Genomic DNA, 19,792 nt, shown 5'->3' with positions numbered 1-19,792 from the left:
CCGACGGGTACGGCGACCCCGACGGGTACGGCGACCCCGACGGGTACGGCGACCCCGACGGGTACGGCGACCCCGACGGGTACGGCGACCCCGACCGGTACGGCGACCCCGACCGGTACGGCGACCCCGACCGGTACGGCGACCCCGACCGGTACGGCGACCCCGACCGGTACGGCGACCCCGACCGCCACGGCCACGCCCACAGACGACGGCCATGACCACGGCAAGAAGCCCGATGAGCACGGCCATGACCACGGCAAGAAGCCCGATGAGCACGGCCATGACCACGGCAAGAAGCCCGATGGGCACGGCCACCACAAGCTCAGCCACGACGTAGGGGGCAAGTGGACCGATTGACGCTGAGGTCACAGCCGAAATGTCGTAGCTGAACGACGCGGAGTCCCTCCCGACGGCGAGTTCTGGGCTGCCGCCCCGGAAGAGCTGAGAGGGGAAACGGCGCGCGGCGGATCGCAACCGATTCCGTCGCGCGCCGTCGGCGAAAGCACAGGAGAAGTAGTACGAGCAACCGGGACGGAAAGGTGGGGTAGGTCCGTGGTGGGTGGCCTTGAAGCAGCGGATGCGACGAGCAGGACCGGATCGTCTCTGAGTCGACGGGGCGGGACCGAGATGGGAAAGCCCATGGATTCCAGGGACCGGACCCTCCGCCCGTCCTTCTGAATGCGGGAACGGAAGTCGCCCCGGTTCGTCTGACTAACGGTGGCTGTACGCTGGTTGGCCACTCGGGCAGGCTTTGGACCTGCCTGCAATGTGCATGAGCGGCCCCCTGGTCTTTCGACGCGGGACCCGGACCGGCTAGGTGGCTAAAGCCGTGGAGCCGACCGGCCTCAGCCAAAGAGGGTTTTCTCCCTGCTCAGCTCGCTGCACGTAGTGCGCCGCAGAGGCGGCCCGCGCCCGCGCCGTGTGCGGGCCTTGAAGCAGCAGAGAAAGCCTCGGCTGACAGCACTTCGGCGAGTCTGCTGCCCGAATGGCCCGCCTGACGTGCCCGGTCGGAGCGGCCTGCTCAGCGTCGTCGTGCGCGGCGCGCAGATCGTGGCGCGCCGAGACGATCGAGAGGGACCTTCATGGCCGTCGTCATGACCTTTGTGTGGCCCGAGATCACGCCCGAGTTGTACAAGCAGGTCCGCGAGAGGGTGCGTTGGGAAGAGGATCCTCCGGACGGGTGTGTGCTGCACGTGGCGTGGTTCGCCGACGACGGTTTCCACGTGCTCGACATGTGGGAGTCGGAGGAGCACTTCGGCCGGTTCATCGCCGCCAGGATCGAACCCGTACTCAAGGGCGAACTGGGAGTGGGGAGCGACCCCCAGGCCGAGTTCTTCCCGCTCCACAGGCGATTCGTGGCCCCCGGGATCAGCGGCGCTGCCTGACGCCCGCTCGAGTTCCGGCGGCCTCGGCTCGTCTCGTCAGCAGCAATCGCAGCCCGGTCGGCATCCGCACGCGTCCGTCCCGTTGTCGCCGACGGGGGCGGGCATTGCCGTAGGGGCGCAGCAGCCCTTGCCCTGCCAGGCGTCGCGACCTTCCTTGACGGCGATCGCCGCGATGACGAGGGCCGCGATCGGGTCGGCCCAGGACCAGCCGAGGAGGGTGTTGGCGAGCAGGCCGAGGAGGAGGACGGCGGAGAGGTACGTGCAGAGAAGGGTCTGCTTGGAGTCCGCCACGGCGGAGGCGGAGCCGAGTTCGCGTCCGGCGCGGCGTTGGGCGGCGGACAGGAACGGCATGACCAGCAGGGACAGGGCGGCGATCACGATGCCGGGGGTGGAGTGTTCGGCTTCGCCGGTGCCGGTCAGCGCGCGGACGGCGTCGAGGGTGACGTAGCCGGCCAGGGCGAAGAAGGAGACGGCGATGATCCGCAGGGTGGTCTTCTCGCGGGCTTCGCGGACCGTGTGGTCCCGGGCGGAGAACTGCCAGGCGACCGCGGCCGCGGAGGAGACCTCGATGACCGAGTCGAGACCGAAGCCGACCAACGCGGTGCTGGAGGCCAGGGTGCCGGCGGTGATGGCGACGACCGCCTCGATCACGTTGTAGGTGATCGTCGCCGCGACCAGCAGCCGTATGCGCTTCGCCAGGGCGTCTCGGCGGGCCGGGGACGGGCCGAGGGATATGTGGGTCGTGGCGGCCATCTCAGCAGCAGCCCTTTTCCTCGGTGTCGGGGCAGGTGCGGTCGGTCTCGACGGCTACGACAGCGGTGCGCAGGTCGCCGAGGGCGTGGCCGAGGCGTGCGTCGGCGAGTTCGTAGCGGGTGCGGCGGCCCTCGGGGACCGTGACGACGAGCCCGCAGTCCCGCAGACAGGTGAGGTGATTGGACAGGCGGGTGCGGGAGATCCCCAGGGCCTCGGCAAGGTCGGACGGGTAGGCGGGGGCCTCGCGCAGGGCCAGCAGGAGGCGGCAGCGGATCGGGTCGGCCAGCGCGCGGCCGAAGCGGGCCAGCACCTCGATGTCGGAAGCAACAGTCAGCACCCCACGAAAGTACACGCGATCCTGGATTCAGGAAACCCTGGATAGTGGGACGCCTACCCGGTCCTGCGCACCGGAAGGTTCAGGCCGCGGTCGCGGCGAGGCGGTGGAACGCCTGGGTGGTGTGGGGGTGGGCGATCTCGTCGAGCAGGTGTCGCCACTCGGGGTCGGCGGCCGGGTGTGTCAGGTCCCAGGCGGCGAGCAGCGGGGCGAGGTCGTTCTCGTACGCGATCTCGGTGCGGTTGTCGGACTTCATGGGAGTTTCCTTCCGGACTGGGCCGTTTGAGCTCTGCGATCCGTTGGGTTCAACGATGCCGTCGACTGCCTGCCGCAACCATGGAGTGACCCACCCGATCGAGGGGGGAGGTGGCTACACCTCGGGGGTTCCGGGGCTCGTTCAGTTCAGACGGCTCAGGCGTCTTCCCCGGCTCTCCGCGATGCGGAGGGTGTCCCGGAGGGCCTCGGTCAGGCGTTCCGCCAGGTAGCGGACCTCGCCGGGCGGGGTGTTCGGGAGCAGGTCACGGGCGTGTTCGAGGAGTTCGGTGCCCATGCCCAGTTGGATCGACTCCGTGGCGTCGGCCAGGCGGGAGACCGGGCCGGCGTGGTCGTCGGTGACCAGGTAGCAGATTTTCCCTTCCGGGCCGGTCCACGGGAGGAGACGGGGTTCGCGCGGCGGCTGCGGCTGTGGTCGCGGTTGCGGTTCCATCAGGCGGCCTCCAGCCCGGGGATCTCCAGTCCGTGGACCCAGAGTTCGTGCGCGGTGAGGTACGGGCGTACGGAACGGTTCGCGGTGGCGTCGAGGGGGGTGTCGAGGCCGTACGGGCTGCGGTGGGGGGACAGGGGTGCGGCGACGGGTGCGGGGGGCGACGGTTGTTCCGCGCGGCCGGGTGAGCTGCGGGGTGTGAGCCGCAGGGTCACCCAGGTGGTGAGGCGGTGGATAAGGTCGGTCATGTCATCAGCTCCAGTGCGGCTGGTGGCCACGCCCCCGGACGGCTCCACCCGTCGCGGGGGCTTTCATGGCTTGGTCTTCGCGGTCTACTGAAGTCTACCGCGGTCGCGCGGTCTACCGCGGAGTTTTAGCGTCCACCGCATGAGTCCCGACCTTGACCGCACCCGGCCCGTCTGGCGACAGGTCGCCGCAGCCATCGCCGACCGCATCGCGTCCGGTGAGTACCCGGTGGGTGCTCGGGTGCCGTCCGTCGTCGAGTTGTCGGCCGAGTTCGGCATCGCGGCCTCGACCGCACAGAAGGCACTGGCCCATCTCAAAGCAGAGGGGCTCGTCCGAGCCGAAGTGGGTCTCGGCTCCTTCGTCGCCGAGCGGCCCGTGACGCCTGAGTCGCAGAGCTGAGTACGGGTACTCACGACACCGGCGTCCCGCCGACCGACCCTGGGGGCATACGACAACCGGGGGAGAAACCGATGAACGCTCGCTCTGCACGTACATCCACCCGCACACGCACTCTCGTACGCCTGATGTTCGCCAACCCCGCTTCGGCGGTCTACCTCGGCCTGGTCGCGGTCGCCGTGGTGGTCGCCGTGGCCGAGCCGTTGTTCGGGGAGAGCCCGGACGCCTCGATGATCTGGGTGTGGCCCGCGCTGTTCACGTTCCCCGTGTTCGGGGTGGTCGCGGGGCTCGGCGAGGCCGTGTTCGGCTCGGAGGCGCCCACGTGGTTCTTCGTCGGCGGGATCGTCGTCGCCGCCCTGGCTCAGTCGCTGGCCCTCGGAGCGGTGCTGGACTCCCTGCGCGGGCGGCAGCGGCGGCGGGTTCCGCGTCCGCACGGCGGCTGAGCCGGTGCGCGCAACCCGCCGACCTGGACAGGCCCTAGCCGTAGTACGGCCCCGCGGCGCTCCACGTCGTGTGGCCGAAGACGTTGTCGTCCTCGACCGTGATGTTGACGTCGGTGACCTTCAGGCCGTACTGGGTCGGGGTCATGCCGTCGGGGCAGTTCACCTCGACGGCGGGGAAGTTCATGTAGAAGCCGGGGCCCGTGTCCTGGTCGGGGTACTGGCCCTGCTGGTAGAGGACCCAGGAGGTCTGCGTGGTGTAGTACACGTGCTGCAGGGGCTGTTGCTCGGTGCGGACGACGAAGCTGGTGCCGTGGTCGAAGGTGCCGTCGGGCCGGAGGCAGCCGAAGGTGCGTTCGGTGTCGGCGTACGCGTCGAAGAAGTCGTCGGTGCTGCGCAGTCCGGCGACGTAGCCCGGCTGGTTGCGGACGTTGTGCAGGGTGACGCCCAGTTTGAAGCCGCCGCAGCCGGGCGTCGGGGTGTAGTCGTGGTAGGTGTTCAGGCACTTGCGGTCGCCGAAGTAGGCGGCGGGGTCCGGGTTGTAGGGCTGCGGGACGACCGTGTCGTAGAACTTCACCGTGGCCGAGACGCCGTCGGCGGTGGGTGCCGGGATGTCGGTCGTGGTGGTGGCGTGGGCGGTGCCCGGGCCGGACAGGGCGAGGCCGGTTCCGGCGAGCAACGCGATGGTCAGTCGCGACAGTGCTCTTCGCACGCTCGGTACGCTCCGCGTGCTACGCATGTTCCGCATGTGAAGGAATCCCCCTCGTGCACTTGGTGCACTCTCACACGAACAGTGACATGGGCACGCTAGCTCGCCAATGATCTGTCATCCGGCAAACGCCTCAGTCCTCACAAACGGAGGATTCCAGTCGCCGGCCACTCGCTTCGGCGAGGCCGTCCGACTCGGCAGGCTCCCGCCGCCCGCGAAGACGAACAGACGCAGGACCAGGAAGCGGCCGATGCCGGCGAGGCCGGCCGCGGAGAGGTAGACCGCCTGCTCCCGGAGCATGCTCGGCGCCGGCTGCACCGCGTGCAGCAGGAACATCGCGGCGCAGGTCACGAGGTACGCGGCTGTCGCCGAACCCGCGGACTGCAGGTGCCGGCGCCAGCCGGGGCGCCGGCCCGTGCCGAAGGTGAAGAGGGCGTGCAGCTCGGTGCAGAGGAGGGTGGAGGCGACAGTGATCACCGCGTTCGCCACCGCCCAGGGCATGGTCATGGCCGCCAGCGGTACGGCGAAGCTGGAGAGGACTCCGATGCCGCCGCCGCACACCACGAAGCGGGCGAAGGAGGAGAGGGGGCCCGGCGCCGACTGCGACTGCGGCTTCGGCGGGAGCGGCGACTCCATGACGTTTCCTTCCGGGCGGCGGGCTCGAACTCTCTGACCTGCTCGATCACTTGGATCGACCGAGGTCAACGATGCCGTCGCGCGCCGCCGGGAACGATGGTGTGTTCTACCGAACCGGAGGTAGGGCTGGCTCCACCATGACGGGGTGGCCGCCCGGGGGGTCGGTGGGGCTGAGTCAGGTTCGGGTCGTCAGGACTGAAGCCGTACGAATCCGCCGTGCGCGTCGCCCGAGCCCAACAGGTGCGGCCAGTCGAGCACTTCGGGCAGCCGGTCCAGGGACAGGACGACCGCGCCGCCCGCCTGTTCGACGTCGGCGCACCAGGCGGTCATGGCCTCGGGGTCGTCGTCGCGCACCGCGGCCCCGACCAGGACCGGCGCGGCCATGGCGGGCACGATCAGCCCGTGCTCCCCCGGGCCGTCCACCACGCACAGGGTGAGTTTCGGGACGATGCCCCAGCCGTCGCACAGCGGTATCGCACCGTCCGGCGCGGTCAGGGGCGGCAGGGCGTCATGGACGGGGGCATCGGCCAGCAGCAGTACGGGAGTTGTCCCCCGTACGAACAGGGTGTTCTCAGGATTCAGCAGCACCGGCGCATTTTCGCAGGCGGGGTTCTCAGGGGCGACGGCCCCGGTCACCCTCACCCTGGTCTGCGCCGCCCTCGCCCTGGCCCGCGCCCGCGCCGCTCGAGTCCTGCACTCGCAACTCCTCGATGTACCCGTGCGCGAGGATCGTCGTGCGGGTGAACCAGTCGGTGAGTACGGCGATCTCGTCGGCGGAGTAGTCGGCGAAGAGGGCGTTCAGGCGGTCGTAGTAGGGCTCGTAGAGGGCGTGGACGCGGGCGACCGCGGACGGGACGGCGGCCACGCGGACGCGGCGGCGGTCGGTCGGGTCGGGGACGCGGGTGACGAAGCCCGCGCGGACCAGGCGGTTGAGGATGCCGGTCACCGCGCCCGTGGTGACGTGGGCGTGCTCCGAGAGATCGCCGGCCGTGAGGAGGTCCTCGCCGGCCTTGAGGACGCAGGCGAAACAGAGGAGATCGGTGACGCTCAGGCCCAGCCGCTGGGCCATCTCCTGCTGACCGAGCAGATGGGAGGCGACGAGGGAGTCCATCGCCGACAGCGCCTGGGCCGGAGTGGCGGTGGGGCGCGGCTTGGCTTGCATCCGGGTACTTCCTGATTCCCTTAGTTCGTGAGAGGTTTATGTCACTTCTCTCACGTGGTGAGAGAACTGGTTCTTTGGCTTGGGGAGGCGGGCACGTGAGTGCACATCAGTATGACCACGGCCATACGGTCGCAGGATGGACCGGTGTCGGCATCGCGACCGTGGGGACCGCGGTCCTGGGGGCGGGGGTGTGCCTGGTGTCGGTCCCGCTCCTGGCCGGCGGATTCGCGATCGTGGTGGTGAGCCTTCTCGTCACCTGGACCCTGCATCTCGCGGGCTGGGGCAAGCCGCCGGGGCGGCGGCCCAGGGAGGGATGGGGGATGCGGGTGCGGGACCTGTCGGCGCGCGCCGGGCATCCGGGGTGTGTCGGGTGCCGGATGGCGGGGCGGGGGGTTCGGCGCACGGCCGTGACGGATCTTCCGGTGTCGGTGCCGGTGTCGGTACCGGTTCCTGCGGCCGGGGAGCCCGCGCCCGTCACCGTCAATCCCGGCGGCTGAGCGGCGCCCGACCGTGGTTGTCAGTGCCGCCCCCTACTCTCGACAGAGATGGCACAGGCATGGAAGTGCACGGGACTGCGCTGGTCGGCGGAGGGTCCCGTGCTGGTGTGGGACGGGGGTCGGCGCAGTGCGCTGACCTGGGGGAAGCGGGTGGCCTTCGGGGTCGCGGAGGGGGGTGTCCGGACGTGTGTGGGAGCGCGAGGGCATGCGTGTCCGGTGCGGGCGGCCGTGCCGGGGCGGAGCACGGGGGCGCGGTGCGAGGAGTGCGCGCGGCTGGACCGGGCGCACTCCGTGGCCGCCGACACCATCGCGGACGATCCGAGGCCGTACCGCGTCTATCTGGCCTGGTTCGGTCCCGGCCTGCTCAAGGTCGGCATCACCGCCGAAGAACGGGGCTCGGCCCGGCTGCTTGAGCAGGGTGCCGTCTGCTTCACCTGGCTGGGCACCGGGCCGCTCATGGCCGCCCGGCGCACGGAGGAGCTGCTGCGCGCCGCGCTCGGGGTGCCGGATCGCATTCCGTACGTCGTGAAGCGGGCGGTGCGGGCCGCGTTGCCGGAGACGGAGGCCGAACGGACGGCGGAGGTCGCGGCGTTGCATGCGCGGGCCGTGCGGCTCGGTGACTGGCCGGAGTCGCTGGAGCGGTCGCCCTGCCAACCCGTGGATCACGCCGGGGTGTTCGGTCTCGCCGGTCTGCCGTCCGCCATCGGTGAGGTGAGCGAGCTCGTGGCGGGCGGTGCGGTGAGCGGTCGGCTGGTGGCGGCCGCCGGACCCGACCTGCATCTGCTGACCGAGGGCGCGGGCACGGTCGTACTCGACACGCGGTTGATGACGGGGTGGGAGCTGGTTCCCGCCGGGAGCGAGCAAGTCACGGTGCCGGTAAGGCAGTACAAAGCTCCGCCTGGCGTGCAGTCCGGGCTGTTCTGACGGACAGGGGGGCATGAGGGAAACCGCGGTGCACCCTCCTGATCGCCTCCGGCGGCACGGTGAAGGTCAAGGCCGCCGGACACAACCGGGTACGCCCGGGACCACGCTCCCAGGTGTTCCCTGAGAACCTCCTGTGCGTTTCTCAGGAAAATCACAGGTTCTCGAAAGCGTGCTCTCAGAGGCCCCCGACATCGTGTCCAGCATGACCACGACCTCGCCCCAGGGGCGCACCGAACTGCTGAGGCCGGACGGGAGCCCCGTCCGAGTGCTTGTGGTGGACGACGAGCTGTCGATCACCGAACTGCTGTCCATGGCCCTGCGCTATGAGGGATGGCAGATCCGGAGTGCCGGTGACGGCACGGGCGCCCTCCAGGCCGCCCGCGACTTCCGGCCCGACGCCGTCGTCCTGGACATGATGCTTCCCGACATGGACGGGCTGGCCGTCCTGGGGCGGCTGCGCCGCGACCTGCCCGACGTGCCGGTTCTCTTCCTGACCGCGAAGGACGCGGTCGAGGACCGTATCGCGGGGCTCACCGCCGGTGGCGACGACTACGTCACCAAGCCGTTCAGCCTCGAAGAGGTCGTGGCCCGGCTGCGTGGACTCATCCGGCGCTCGGGTGCGGCAGACCGGCGTTCCGAATCCGTGCTGGTCGTCGGTGATCTCACCCTGGACGAGGACAGCCACGAGGTGTCGCGGGCCGGGGAAGGCATCCACCTCACCGCGACCGAGTTCGAGCTGCTGCGCTTCCTGATGCGCAACCCGCGCCGGGTGCTGAGCAAGGCGCAGATCCTGGACCGGGTGTGGTCGTACGACTTCGGCGGTCAGGCCAATGTGGTCGAGCTGTACATCTCCTACCTGCGGCGGAAGATCGACGCGGGTCGTGAGCCGATGATCCACACCCGGCGTGGAGCCGGCTACCTGATCAAGCCCGCGGCGTCATGAGCGGGCGACGACGGACGCGTACGCAGAACAAGCAGAAGCTGAGGCGAGGACGACAGCCGCGCACACTGCGTACGCGGCTCGTCGTCTCCGCGGTGGCGTTGATCGCGGTGGTGTGCGCCGTCATCGGGACGGTGACGACGATCGCGATGCAGTCGAGCCTGTACCAGCAGCTGGACGGCTCGCTCAGCGAGGTGGTGGGACGTGCGGCGGGCGCCGGCCCCCAGTCCCTCCCTGGAGCACAGCAGCAGCCCAAGCCCGACGACGACCTGGACAAGAAGGTTCCCAAGGTCCCGAATCTCTCGGAATTCGTCACCCGGGGTCCCCAGCAGATGATCGGCACGGTCGCGGCGAAGGTCGTGAGCGGTGAGATCACCGAGGCCAAGGTCAGCAAGCCCTCGAAGGACGACAACGGGGTCACGAACGCCAAGTCGGCCGATCTGAGCGACACCCAGAAGGCCGAGCTGAGCGCCGTCTCCAGGGACGGCAAAGCCCACACCGTGACCCTCACGGGGCTGGGCCAGTACCGCGTGGAGTACCGCGAGGGCGGCAACGGCGCGTACTACGTGGCGCTGCCGACCACCGACGTCACCGACACCATCAACACCCTCATCCTCGTAGAGGTCAGCGTCACCGCCGCCGGCCTCGTCGCCGCCGGCATCGCCGGATACGTCCTCGTCGGTGTCGCCACGCGTCCCCTCCGCAAGGTCGCCGCAACCGCCACCCGCGTCTCCGAACTCCCCCTCCACACCGGCGAGGTGAACCTCAGCGAGCGTGTCCCCGAGTCGGAGACGGACCCGCACACCGAGGTCGGGCAGGTCGGGGCCGCGCTGAACCGGATGCTGAACCATGTCCACGGGGCCCTGCACGCCCGCCAGCAGAGCGAGATGCGGGTACGGCAGTTCGTCGCGGACGCCAGCCATGAGCTCAGGACCCCCCTGGCCTCGATCCGCGGGTACGCCGAGCTGACCCGGCGCGGCAGAGAGCAGGTCGGGCCCGACACCCGGCACGCCCTGGGCCGTATCGAGTCCGAGGCGGGCCGGATGACGTTCCTCGTCGAGGACCTGCTGCTGCTCGCCCGCCTGGACGCCGGGCGGCCTCTCCAGTTCGAGCAGACCGACCTCGTACCGCTCGTCGTGGACACCATCAGCGACGCGCGCGCGGCCGGACCGGAGCACAACTGGCGCCTCGACCTGCCCGACGAACCGGCACTGGTGTCGGCGGACGCGGCCCGGTTGCAGCAGGTGCTCGTCAACCTGCTGGCCAACGCCCGGACGCACACCGCACCGGGTACGACCGTCACCGCGCGCGTGCAGCGGCGCGGGCCGTGGCTGTGCGTGGACGTGGAGGACGACGGCCAGGGCATCCCGCCCGAACTGCTCCCGCGGGTCTTCGAACGGTTCGCGCGCGGCGACTCCTCGCGCTCCCGTGCCTCCGGGTCCACCGGGCTGGGCCTAGCGATCGTGCAGGCCGTCGCCGCCGCGCACGACGGCGCGGTGACCGTCGACAGCGTCCCCGGACGCACCGTGTTCACCGTGCACCTGCCCGCGCTGGGCCCGGTGGTGCCCCGTCCGGCGCCCGAAACGAACTGGCAATCACACTCACAGGCACAGCACAGCGCCGCCATATGGGTGCAACAGGGGGCCTGACCAGAGTCGTTGGCATGCGAACCGACTCTTCTCCCGGCACGCTGCCGGCGCGGGAGCACCTCCCGGCCACAGACGCCGGTACGCCTGTCCTGGACGTAGTGATCCCCGTCTACAACGAGGAGAAGGACCTCCAGCCGTGTGTGCTGAGACTGCACGAGCACCTCAAGCGCACGTTCCCCTACGCGTTCCGCATCACGATCGCGGACAACGCGTCGACGGACACCACCCCGCAGGTGTCCGCGCGGCTGGAGGCGGAGATCCCGGAGGTGCGGGCCTTCCGGCTGGAGGAGAAGGGCCGCGGCCGGGCGCTGCGGACCGTCTGGTCCTCCTCGGACGCCCCGATCCTCGCCTACATGGACGTGGACCTGTCCACCGACCTCAACGCCCTGCTGCCGCTGGTGGCACCGCTGATCTCCGGCCACTCGGACCTCGCGATCGGCTCCCGGCTGGCCCGTAGCTCGCGGGTGGTGCGCGGCGCCAAGCGGGAGTTCATCAGCCGCTCCTACAACCTCATCCTGCGCGGCTCCCTCCAGGCCCGCTTCTCGGACGCGCAGTGCGGCTTCAAGGCCATCCGCCGGGACGTCGCGCAGGTACTGCTGCCCCTCGTGGAGGACAGCGGCTGGTTCTTCGACACCGAGATGCTGGTGATCGCCGAGCGGGCCGGGCTGCGGATCCACGAGGTTCCCGTCGACTGGGTCGACGACCCGGACTCGACGGTCCACATCGTGAAGACGGCGACCGAGGATCTGAAGGGGGTGTGGCGTGTGGGCAAGGCTCTGGCCACCGGTTCGCTGCCACTGGACCGGATCACCCGGCCGTTCGGCGACGACCCGCGCGACCGCGACATCCAGGACGTGCCGAAGGGGCTGGCCCGCCAGCTGGTCGGCTTCTGTGTCGTCGGCGGTCTGTCGACGCTCTTCTACCTGCTGCTCTACAGCGTCTTCCGGCAGTTCGGCGGCTCGCAGATCGCCAACGCGCTCGCCCTGCTGGTCTCGGCGGTCGCCAACACGGCGGCCAACCGCCGGCTGACCTTCGGGGTGCGCGGCAGCGGCGGCGCCGTCCGGCACCAGGCGCAGGGCCTGGTCGTCTTCGGTATCGGCCTCGCCCTGACCAGCGGGTCGCTCGCCGCCCTGAACGCCGCCTCCTCCGACCCCGCGCACTCCACCGAACTCGCGGTCCTGATCGCCGCCAACCTGGCCGCGACGGTCCTGCGCTTCCTGCTCTTCCGGGCGTGGGTGTTCCCGGACAAGCGCGAGTCGACGGTCGTGGCCTCGCACACGCCGTCCTCACCGACCCACTTCGCGGCACCCGGAGCCCACCAGCAGCCGCATCCGCCGCTGCCGCAGCGCCCGACGGCCCAAGCGCCGACGCAGGCGCCCCGGTACGCCACGGCGCCCCGATCGCCGTACGACACCACCCAGTTCGACACCAACCACTTCGACACCAACCACTTCGACACCACCCGGTTCCGCGCCGGTGAAGCCGCGGACCGCACCAGCAGGGACGCGACCATGCGGCTACAGCCGGTGCGCCCGACCGACACCGACCCCAGGGACGCCCGATGACCACCCACACCGACCATCCGACCCCACAGGGCCCCGCGGCCTGGGAACCGCCGACAGCCGGTACGGACACGGCCGTTCAGGAGCCGGTGGCCACCCCGGCTCCGCCGGCCCCCGACTCCGGCGAACCCCAGCAGCCCTTCGTCCGCAGACTGTGGCGGGGGCGGCCCGAGGACCCGCGCTGGGCGCGTCCCGCGTTCCTCGGCCTGCTGCTCGCGACCGCCGCGCTCTACCTCTACAACCTGAGCGCCTCCGGTTACTCCAACTCCTTCTACTCGGCGGCCGTCCAGGCGGGCAGCAAGTCCTGGAAGGCGATGTTCTTCGGCTCGCTGGACGCGAGCAACGCCATCACCGTCGACAAGCCGTCGGCCTTCCTGTGGCCGATGGAGATCTCGGTCAGGATCTTCGGCCTGAACTCGTGGGCGATCCTCACTCCCGAGGTCCTCATGGGCGTCGGCACCGTCGCGGTCGTCTACGCGTCCGTGCGCCGCCGGTTCAGCCCCGGGGCCGGTCTGATCGCGGGCGCGGTACTCGCGCTCACTCCCGTCGCGGCGCTGATGTTCCGGTTCAACAACCCGGACGCGATGCTGGCACTGCTGATGGCGCTGTCCTGCTACCTCGTGGTCCGGGCCCTGGAGGACGGCCGTACGAAGTGGCTGGTGTGGGCCGGTGTCGCGATCGGCTTCGCGTTCCTCGCCAAGACCCTGCAGGCCTTCGTCATCCTGCCGTCGCTCGCGATCGTCTACGCGGTCTGCGCGCCGGTGAACCTGAGGAAGCGCTTCGGACAGCTCGGACTCGCGACCGGTGCGATGGTCGTGGCCGGCGGCTGGTGGGTGGCGATCGTCGAGCTGTGGCCGGCGTCGTCCCGCCCGTACATCGGCGGCTCGCAGAACAACAGCTTCCTGGAGCTGACCTTCGGCTACAACGGCCTCGGCCGCATCAACGGCGAGGAGACCGGCAGCGTCGGCGGCGGCGGAGGCGCGGGCGGCACCGGGCAGTGGGGCGAGACCGGCTGGGACCGGATGTTCAACTCCGAGATCGGCGCCCAGATCTCCTGGTTGCTGCCCGCCGCGCTGATCCTGCTCGTCGCCGGTCTGGTGGCCACCCGCAAGCTCGAGCGGACGTCCGTGACGCGGAGTTCGTTCCTGGTGTGGGGCGGCTCGCTGCTGATCACCATGATGGTCTTCAGCTACATGGCGGGCATCTTCCACCAGTACTACACGATCGCCCTGGCCCCCTACATCGCCGCCGTCATCGGCATGGGCTCGGCGACCCTGTGGGAGAAGCGGGGCGAGATGTGGGCGTCCCTCACGCTCGCGGCCGCGAGCGTGGCCGGCGCCGCCTGGGGTTACGTCCTGCTCAACCGCACCCCGGACTACCTGCCCTGGCTGAAGTGGCTGGTCCTGATCGGCGGCCTGGTCGCCGCGCTCGGCCTGATCTTCGTGGCCAGGCTCGGCAGGCAGCTCGCGCTGGCCGCGGCGAGCCTCGGCATCGTGGCCTCGCTGGCCGGCCCGGCGGCGTACACGCTGAGCACGGTGAACTCCGCGCACACCGGCTCCATCCCGACGGCCGGTCCGGCGGGCGCGAGCATGATGGGCGGCCGGGGCGGCGGTCCCGGCGGCGGCACCGGCGGCTTCCCGGGCGGCGGCCAGAACCAGCAGAACGGCAACGGGAACACCCAGGGCAACGGCTTCCCCGGCGGCGGTACCGGCGGGACCGGCGGCTTCCCGGGCGGCGGCCAGAACCAGCAGAACGGCAACGGCACCACCCAGGGCAACGGCGCTCCCGGCGGTCGGACCGGCGACGGCGCCGGCATGGGCGGCGGCGGAGGCGTGGGCGGGCTGCTCAACGGCGCCACCGTCACCGACGAGGCCAAGAAGCTGCTGGAGACCGACGCCGACCAGTACACCTGGGCCGCGGCGGCCATCGGCGCCCAGAACGCCGCGAGCTACCAACTCGCCACCGGCGACCCGGTGATGGCGATCGGCGGCTTCAACGGCACCGACCCGTCCCCGACGCTTGCCCAGTTCAAGCAGTACGTGGCGGACGGCAAGATCCACTACTTCATCTCCTCGGGCACCGGCGGCGGCATGGGCGGCAGCAGCGACGGCACGTCCGCGCAGATCACGACCTGGATCGAGGCCAACTTCAAGAAGGTGACGGTCGGTTCGGCCACCTTCTACGACCTCACGCAGAAGGCGTAGAAGGCCGGTACGACGAGGAAGGGCGGTGGCCGCGGCCACCGCCCTTCCTCGTGTCCTCGTGTCCTCGTGTCCTCGTGTCCTCGTGTCCTCGTGTCCTCGTGTCCTCGTGTCCCCGTGTCCCCGTGTGTCCCCGTATCTCCGTTGTACGCCGTATAGGAACTGTTCTACGGTGTACAGCATGACGACGTCCCCCCAGGAACAGACCCCCGCGCAGACTCAGCAGACAGGCGGCCACCCCCAGCGCTGGCTGATCCTCGGTGTCATCTGCCTCGCCCAGCTCACCGTCCTGCTCGACAACACCGTCCTGAACGTGGCGATCCCGTCTCTCACGCGGGAACTGGGTGCGGCCACCTCCGACATCCAGTGGATGATCAACGCGTACTCGCTGGTGCAGTCCGGCCTGCTGCTCACCGCGGGCAGCGCCGCCGACCGCTACGGCCGCAAGAAGATGCTGATCGCGGGGCTGGTCCTGTTCGGTGCGGGCTCGTTGGTGGCCGGACTGGCGGACTCCACGGCCCAGTTGATCGCGGCGCGGGCCGGCATGGGTGTCGGCGGCGCACTGCTGATGACCACCACTCTCGCCGTGGCCATGCAGATCTTCGCCCCCGAGGAGCAGCCGAAGGCGATCGGCATCTGGGCCGCGGTGAACTCGCTGGGCTTCGCCACCGGACCGCTCATCGGCGGCTTCATGCTGAACCACTTCTGGTGGGGAGCGATCTTCCTGATCAACCTGCCGGTCGCGGCGCTCGGCCTGGTGGCGGTCGTGGCACTCGTACCCGAGTCCAAGAACCCGCAGGGCGACCGGCCCGACCTGCTCGGCGCCGTGCTGTCCACGATCGGCATGACCTCCCTGGTGTTCGCGATCATCTCCGGGCCGGAGCACGGCTGGACCTCCGGCCGGGTGATGGCCCCGGCGGCCGTCGCGGTGGTGGTGCTGGCCGCCTTCGGCTACTGGGAGAGCCGGATCCCGTACCCCATGCTCGACATGCACTTCTTCAGGAACCGGCGCTTCACCGGAGCGGTCGCCGGCGCGGTGCTGATCACCTTCGGGATGGGCGGATCGCTCTTCCTGCTCACCCAGCACATGCAGTTCGTGCTCGGCTACGGTCCCCTGGAGGCGGGGTTGCGTACGGCACCGCTCGCCCTGGTGATCGTGGCGCTGAACTTCACCGGCGTGTCCGCGAAGTGGGCGACCAGGCTCGGTACCCCCCTGTCCATCGGGCTGGGCATGACGGTGATGGCGGCGGGCCTCGCCTCTATCGCCACGATCTCCTCCGGCGGTTACACCGGCACGCTGCTGGGGCTGCTGCTCATCGGGGCGGGGGCCGCGATCGCCAGCCCGGCCATGTCGCACGCGATCATGAGTGCGATCCCGCCGGAGAAGGCCGGGGTCGGCGCGGGGATCAACGGAACGGTGGCGGAGTTCGGGCAGGGCCTGGGTGTCGCGGTGCTCGGGGCCGTGCTGAACGCGCGGTTCGCGGCGCTGATTCCGGTGGCGGCGGTGTCCCTGCCGGGGGCGTTGGCCGAAGCGGGGTCGGCCGAGGAGAGGGCGCGCATCACGGATGCGTTCGCCTCCGGGCTGGAGAGCAGTCAGTTGGTGGGGGCGGTGGCCGTGTTGCTCGGGGGACTGGTCGCCGCCGCGTTGCTGCGTCGGGCGGAGCGGGCAGACTCCGCCTAGGGGTCCGGGTCACTGGGTAGTCGGACGGCTGCGGGCACGTTGTGGCTGGTCGCGCCCAGCGGCGGAGCCGCACATGTCTCAGCCCCGCGCCTGCAGGAGGCGCGCTTAAGCTGAGCGGCAATTCGTACGTCTAGGAAGGTGCGCCATGGCGAAGACGGCCCGGTCCGCGGTGCGGACCAGCGTCTGGCTGGAGGGCAAGGCGCGTCGGGGCGGCCGTGGTGGCGGGCAGCCGTCGGGGCTGGACCGTGACCGGATCACCGAGGTGTCCGTGCGGCTGTTGGACGCGGAGGGACTGGCCAGGTTCTCCATGCGCCGGCTGGCCGCCGAGCTGAACGTCACGGCGATGTCCGTCTACTGGTACGTCGACACCAAGGACGACCTCCTCGAACTCGCCCTGGACGCGGTCTTCGGCGAGCTGGGCCTGCCCGACCCGGAGGCCGACGAGGACTGGCACGACCAGCTACGGATGCTGACCCGGGGGTACCGGGCGTTGCTGGTCCGCCACCCCTGGGTGTCACCGCTGGCCGGCACCTATCTCAACCTCGGCCCGAACTACCTGGCCTTCGCCCGTGTCGTCCAGCAGGTCATCGGTAAGACCGGCCTTCCCGTGCACGGCGTCACCGGGGCCATCTCGGCCGTCTTCCAGTTCGTGTACGGCTACGGCACGCTCGAGGGCCACTTCTTCGCCCGCGTCGCCAACGCCGGCGTGACCCCGGACGAGTACTTCCAGCACGCCATGAGCACGGCGACGCAGACCCCGGAAGCCGCCGAGGTCATCCAGGAGTCCGCGAAGATCATGGAGGCCCGAGGCGGCGACACGGTCGAGGAGATGCTCGAGCGGGACTTCGAATTCGCGCTAGAGCTGCTGGTGGCGGGAATCGAGGCGATGGTGGCGAGGGCTTAGCCTCCTGGGCCGGGGTCAGTCGTCCGACGCGAGCCGCGCCGGGAAACCGCCGGTGGCGACCGGCCCCCACCGCTCCGGTGTGACCCGGATGATCGACTTGCCCTGCTTCAGCATGGCCGCCCGGTACTCGTCCCAGTCCGGGTGCTCACCGGCGATGTTCTTGTAGTACTCCACGAGCGGCTCGACGGAGTCGGGTGTGTCGACGACCTCGGCCGTGCCGTCGATCTGCACCCACGGCCCGTCCCAGTCGTCGCTGAGCACGATGAGGCTGACCCGGGGGTCCCGCTTGGCGTTGCGGGTCTTGGCGCGCTCGGGGTAGGTCGAGACGACGATCCGCCCCGAGTCGTCCACCCCGCAGGTCAGCGGCGACCCCTGAGGGCTGCCGTCGGACCGGCGGGTCAGCAGGATGGCGTGGTGACGGGGCCGTACGAAGTCCAGCAGCTCGTCCAGTGAGACGGCGGTATTGGTCGCGATGTTCGGTGCCATGGGCTCAGCCTAGGACGCCGGTCCACCACGGCGGTCTACGACTCCAGCGCCTCGGCGAGGTTGTCGTACACGGGGACGTCCCGCCGGGCCCCGGTCAGCTCCAGGACGCGGCCGGCCACCCCGTCGGGCATCGCCACCACCCGTACCCGCGCCCGGGACGGGAGGCGGTGGCGTATGTCGTTGACGAGCCGTACGCCCTGGGAGTCCATGAAGTGGGTCCCCGTGAGATCGAGGACCAGCAGGCGCAGCCGGTCGGCGCGGGCGTCCACGGCGGACAGGACGCGGTCGTACAGGTCCGGGGCGTTGCAGAAGTCGATTTCCGGGGGCAGGGCGATCACGGTGCAGCCGGGCAGATCTCGGAGATCACGCAGCTCGCACGGATTCGGGATGAAGGTCATGACACTCTCACCTGGCAGACGTTCGTCCGGATTCCGGGGAGGCCACTTCCTGACCTGTCGCCTCCATTCCACCATGCCGACGAGTGCGTCCGAAAGTGCCTCCTCCCTCCGTCGGCCGGACGTCACCTCGACGCAACCAAGCAGATAAAGTGCTGTCCGTCCTGTGCTCGCAGTCGGGAATGTGCTGCGGAGCTCTCCTGCGCACGGCCATTAGCCGTGCACGCCGAAGAGGTTCGTGGTGGCTGCGTCCGAGTTTCCTGATTTGCCCCGTTTCCCTGCCGGTTTCGAGCTCGCGGAAGCCCTGACGGTGGCGGCTCAGCAACTGCACGACACGGTCACCCCGCACAGCACCATGCGGGCCGCGGTCCGGCTGGCCGTCCACATCGTGCCCGGTGCCGACCACGCGGGCATCTCCGTCATCGAGAGCAGCCAGCACCGCCGTACGGTCGCCTGGACCGACGAGGTCGTGCGCTCGGCCGAGTCCGGGCACCCGCGGCGCGAGCAGGACCCGTACTGGGAAGGCCTGTGGACGGCGCCCGTCGTACGGCTGGAGGACAGCGAGGCGGACGACGGCGGGAGCGCCCTGGCGGAGCTGGGCCTGCGCTCGGCGCTGTCGCTGCGGCTGCGCGCCGACCGCCGCCATCTCACCGTGCTCACGGCGTACGCCCGCAAGCCGCGCGCCTTCGACGAGGTCGCCACCCGCGTCGGGCGCCTCTTCACCGCGCACGTCAGCCTCGCCCTGGACTCCGCGACCGTACGCGAGCAGCTGACGGAGGCCATGCGCACCCGGGACCTGATCGGACAGGCCACCGGGATTCTCATGGAACGCATGAACATGGACGCGGCGGAGGCCTTCGATTCCCTGGTCAAGGCCTCGCAGCGGGAGAACGTCAAGCTGCGCGACCTCGCCCGCCGCATCGTCGATGCGAACAAGGCCACATGACCGGCGGGGTGCGCCAAGGCGTTAACGGCCGTTGACGGGATATCCGTACGGTCATGAGCCCTGACACGCCCGACACGCTGGAAATGGCCATCGTGCGCAGCAGCGGCCTCGACCCGCTGCTGCGCGATCTGACCGATCGTGCCGTGGAGGCGGTGCCGGGCGCTGCCGCGTGCAGCATCACGGTGCGCCGCGCGGACCGCCTGCTGACCCTGGCGGGAAGCCGCGGCATGCCGAGCGGCCTCGACCAGCGCCAGTACGAGAACGGCTCGGGGCCGTGTGTGGAGGCCGCCGAGACCCAGGCCGAGCAGTACGCCCCCGACCTGGAGACGGAGACCCGCTGGCCCACCTACACGTCGTACGCCCTCTCGGCCGGTGTGCGCTGCGTGCTGGCGCTGCCGATCGACGTCGAGGGCGAAAGAGGCGCCGCCCTCAACCTCTACGGCGTGGAGACCGGCTCGCTGGGCCGGGGCCGGGACGCGGCCCGCGCGTTCGCCGCCCGCATCGGCGACGCGGTCAACGTCGCCCTGCGGGTCGAGCGCCGCCGAGAGTCCGCCGCCGACGTGCGCACCGCCCTGCTCTCCCGCAGCATCATCGACCAGGCGATCGGCATCCTGATGGCCCAGGAACGGATCGACGCCGGCATCGCCCTGCAACGCCTGCGCCGGGTCTCGCAGGACCACAACGTCAAACTCCGCGACCTGTGCACCGACTTGGTGACACGAGCAAGCGCCGGCGGCAAACGGCGACAGCCCTAGGTGTATTGATCACGAGCGTTGTTAACGCTGACCGGGCTTGAACATGGCGAAGGCCTCCGTGTGTGGTGGAGGTGTCGAATCTTCACCG

25 protein-coding genes are annotated in these 19,792 nt (G+C 70.3%); 14 read left to right on the top strand and 11 right to left on the bottom strand.

The window, feature by feature from the left end; genetic code table 11:
- Together ACFWWR_RS10325 and ACFWWR_RS10320 are read left to right on the top strand one after the other, a co-directional pair.
- Positions 1 to 218, top strand: a 218-nt coding sequence (locus ACFWWR_RS10325; protein ID WP_384302782.1) for a hypothetical protein, incomplete at its 5' end; no start/stop codon positions are given.
- Positions 219 to 1,082: 864 nt separating this feature from the next.
- Complete coding sequence (locus ACFWWR_RS10320; RefSeq protein ID WP_384302780.1) at positions 1,083 to 1,385, top strand: hypothetical protein; 303 nt, start codon at positions 1,083 to 1,085, stop codon at positions 1,383 to 1,385.
- Positions 1,386 to 1,421: 36 nt separating this feature from the next.
- On the opposite strand, the gene ACFWWR_RS10315 is transcribed toward ACFWWR_RS10320, so the two are convergent.
- The 5 genes from ACFWWR_RS10315 to ACFWWR_RS10295 all read right to left on the bottom strand — a co-directional run bounded on the left by ACFWWR_RS10315 (position 1,422) and on the right by ACFWWR_RS10295 (position 3,423).
- Complete coding sequence (locus ACFWWR_RS10315) at positions 1,422 to 2,138, bottom strand: cation transporter (RefSeq protein ID WP_383876763.1); 717 nt, start codon at positions 2,136 to 2,138, stop codon at positions 1,422 to 1,424.
- Position 2,139: 1 nt separating this feature from the next.
- Complete coding sequence (locus ACFWWR_RS10310; protein ID WP_384302778.1) at positions 2,140 to 2,475, bottom strand: ArsR/SmtB family transcription factor; 336 nt, start codon at positions 2,473 to 2,475, stop codon at positions 2,140 to 2,142.
- A 79-nt stretch (positions 2,476 to 2,554) separates the two neighbouring features.
- Positions 2,555 to 2,728 (bottom strand): hypothetical protein, encoded by a 174-nt coding sequence (locus ACFWWR_RS10305; RefSeq protein ID WP_383876757.1) that lies wholly within the window; start codon positions 2,726 to 2,728, stop codon positions 2,555 to 2,557.
- 141 nt (positions 2,729 to 2,869) lie between these two features.
- The gene (locus ACFWWR_RS10300; RefSeq protein WP_383876755.1) at positions 2,870 to 3,178 is read right to left on the bottom strand and encodes a hypothetical protein; all 309 of its coding nucleotides are present in this window, start codon (positions 3,176 to 3,178) and stop codon (positions 2,870 to 2,872) included.
- A complete protein-coding gene (locus ACFWWR_RS10295) occupies positions 3,178 to 3,423 on the bottom strand; it encodes a hypothetical protein (protein ID WP_383876752.1) in 246 nt (81 codons plus the stop codon). Before ACFWWR_RS10295 ends, ACFWWR_RS10300 begins: the two co-directional genes overlap by 1 nt.
- A gap of 139 nt (positions 3,424 to 3,562) precedes the next feature.
- Here ACFWWR_RS10295 and ACFWWR_RS10290 point away from each other — a divergent pair, with 139 nt between their 5' ends.
- Positions 3,563 to 3,820 carry a GntR family transcriptional regulator gene (locus ACFWWR_RS10290; RefSeq protein ID WP_383876749.1) on the top strand — a complete coding sequence of 86 codons (258 nt, stop codon included), beginning with the start codon at positions 3,563 to 3,565 and terminating at the stop codon, positions 3,818 to 3,820.
- Positions 3,821 to 3,891: 71 nt separating this feature from the next.
- Complete coding sequence (locus ACFWWR_RS10285; RefSeq protein WP_383876746.1) at positions 3,892 to 4,260, top strand: SCO4225 family membrane protein; 369 nt, start codon at positions 3,892 to 3,894, stop codon at positions 4,258 to 4,260.
- Positions 4,261 to 4,294: 34 nt separating this feature from the next.
- Here ACFWWR_RS10285 and ACFWWR_RS10280 read toward each other — a convergent pair whose 3' ends face one another.
- The 4 genes from ACFWWR_RS10280 to ACFWWR_RS10265 form a co-directional block, all read right to left on the bottom strand.
- The gene (locus tag ACFWWR_RS10280) at positions 4,295 to 4,969 is read right to left on the bottom strand and encodes a hypothetical protein (protein WP_383876744.1); all 675 of its coding nucleotides are present in this window, start codon (positions 4,967 to 4,969) and stop codon (positions 4,295 to 4,297) included.
- A gap of 114 nt (positions 4,970 to 5,083) precedes the next feature.
- Positions 5,084 to 5,602 carry a GtrA family protein gene (locus ACFWWR_RS10275; RefSeq protein ID WP_383876741.1) on the bottom strand — a complete coding sequence of 173 codons (519 nt, stop codon included), beginning with the start codon at positions 5,600 to 5,602 and terminating at the stop codon, positions 5,084 to 5,086.
- A 189-nt stretch (positions 5,603 to 5,791) separates the two neighbouring features.
- Entirely contained in the window at positions 5,792 to 6,190 is a 399-nt protein-coding gene (locus tag ACFWWR_RS10270; RefSeq protein ID WP_383876738.1) for a hypothetical protein, read from the bottom strand.
- 25 nt (positions 6,191 to 6,215) lie between these two features.
- Positions 6,216 to 6,764, bottom strand: a complete 549-nt coding sequence (locus ACFWWR_RS10265) for a MarR family winged helix-turn-helix transcriptional regulator (RefSeq protein ID WP_383876735.1) — start codon at positions 6,762 to 6,764, stop codon at positions 6,216 to 6,218.
- A gap of 95 nt (positions 6,765 to 6,859) precedes the next feature.
- On the opposite strand from ACFWWR_RS10265, the gene ACFWWR_RS10260 reads away from it, so the two are divergent.
- The 8 genes from ACFWWR_RS10260 to ACFWWR_RS10225 all read left to right on the top strand — a co-directional run bounded on the left by ACFWWR_RS10260 (position 6,860) and on the right by ACFWWR_RS10225 (position 17,122).
- The gene (locus ACFWWR_RS10260; protein ID WP_384302776.1) at positions 6,860 to 7,261 is read left to right on the top strand and encodes an HGxxPAAW family protein; all 402 of its coding nucleotides are present in this window, start codon (positions 6,860 to 6,862) and stop codon (positions 7,259 to 7,261) included.
- Between the two features lie 48 nt (positions 7,262 to 7,309).
- Entirely contained in the window at positions 7,310 to 8,185 is an 876-nt protein-coding gene (locus ACFWWR_RS10255; protein WP_384302774.1) for a DUF2797 domain-containing protein, read from the top strand.
- Positions 8,186 to 8,387: 202 nt separating this feature from the next.
- Positions 8,388 to 9,128, top strand: a complete 741-nt coding sequence (locus tag ACFWWR_RS10250; protein ID WP_384302772.1) for a response regulator transcription factor — start codon at positions 8,388 to 8,390, stop codon at positions 9,126 to 9,128.
- Positions 9,125 to 10,774 carry an ATP-binding protein gene (locus ACFWWR_RS10245; RefSeq protein ID WP_383876726.1) on the top strand — a complete coding sequence of 550 codons (1,650 nt, stop codon included), beginning with the start codon at positions 9,125 to 9,127 and terminating at the stop codon, positions 10,772 to 10,774. The genes ACFWWR_RS10250 and ACFWWR_RS10245 overlap by 4 nt, the downstream gene beginning before the upstream one ends.
- Before the next feature lie 14 nt (positions 10,775 to 10,788).
- Positions 10,789 to 12,339, top strand: coding sequence for a glycosyltransferase (locus ACFWWR_RS10240; RefSeq protein ID WP_383876724.1), 1,551 nt, complete (start codon positions 10,789 to 10,791; stop codon positions 12,337 to 12,339).
- A complete protein-coding gene (locus tag ACFWWR_RS10235) occupies positions 12,336 to 14,540 on the top strand; it encodes a glycosyltransferase family 39 protein (protein WP_384302770.1) in 2,205 nt (734 codons plus the stop codon). The genes ACFWWR_RS10240 and ACFWWR_RS10235 overlap by 4 nt, the downstream gene beginning before the upstream one ends.
- Positions 14,541 to 14,718: 178 nt before the next feature.
- Positions 14,719 to 16,218 carry an MFS transporter gene (locus tag ACFWWR_RS10230; protein ID WP_384302768.1) on the top strand — a complete coding sequence of 500 codons (1,500 nt, stop codon included), beginning with the start codon at positions 14,719 to 14,721 and terminating at the stop codon, positions 16,216 to 16,218.
- Between the two features lie 145 nt (positions 16,219 to 16,363).
- Complete coding sequence (locus ACFWWR_RS10225; RefSeq protein WP_383876715.1) at positions 16,364 to 17,122, top strand: TetR/AcrR family transcriptional regulator; 759 nt, start codon at positions 16,364 to 16,366, stop codon at positions 17,120 to 17,122.
- 15 nt (positions 17,123 to 17,137) lie between these two features.
- Here ACFWWR_RS10225 and ACFWWR_RS10220 read toward each other — a convergent pair whose 3' ends face one another.
- Positions 17,138 to 17,608 (bottom strand): PPOX class F420-dependent oxidoreductase, encoded by a 471-nt coding sequence (locus ACFWWR_RS10220; RefSeq protein ID WP_384302766.1) that lies wholly within the window; start codon positions 17,606 to 17,608, stop codon positions 17,138 to 17,140.
- Positions 17,609 to 17,643: 35 nt separating this feature from the next.
- Entirely contained in the window at positions 17,644 to 18,006 is a 363-nt protein-coding gene (locus ACFWWR_RS10215; protein ID WP_383876710.1) for an STAS domain-containing protein, read from the bottom strand.
- 262 nt (positions 18,007 to 18,268) lie between these two features.
- On the opposite strand from ACFWWR_RS10215, the gene ACFWWR_RS10210 reads away from it, so the two are divergent.
- On the top strand, positions 18,269 to 18,949 hold the full coding sequence (locus ACFWWR_RS10210) for a GAF and ANTAR domain-containing protein (RefSeq protein ID WP_383876707.1): 681 nt from the start codon (positions 18,269 to 18,271) through the stop codon (positions 18,947 to 18,949).
- Positions 18,950 to 19,002: 53 nt separating this feature from the next.
- On the top strand, positions 19,003 to 19,704 hold the full coding sequence (locus tag ACFWWR_RS10205; protein WP_383876706.1) for an ANTAR domain-containing protein: 702 nt from the start codon (positions 19,003 to 19,005) through the stop codon (positions 19,702 to 19,704).
- Positions 19,705 to 19,792: the final 88 nt, after the last annotated feature.

This window comes from Streptomyces sp. NPDC058678 (assembly GCF_042714835.1).
Lineage (GTDB): Bacteria > Actinomycetota > Actinomycetes > Streptomycetales > Streptomycetaceae > Streptomyces.
Note: the sequence above shows the minus strand (reverse complement) of the source record. Positions and strands in the feature narration are given on the sequence as shown.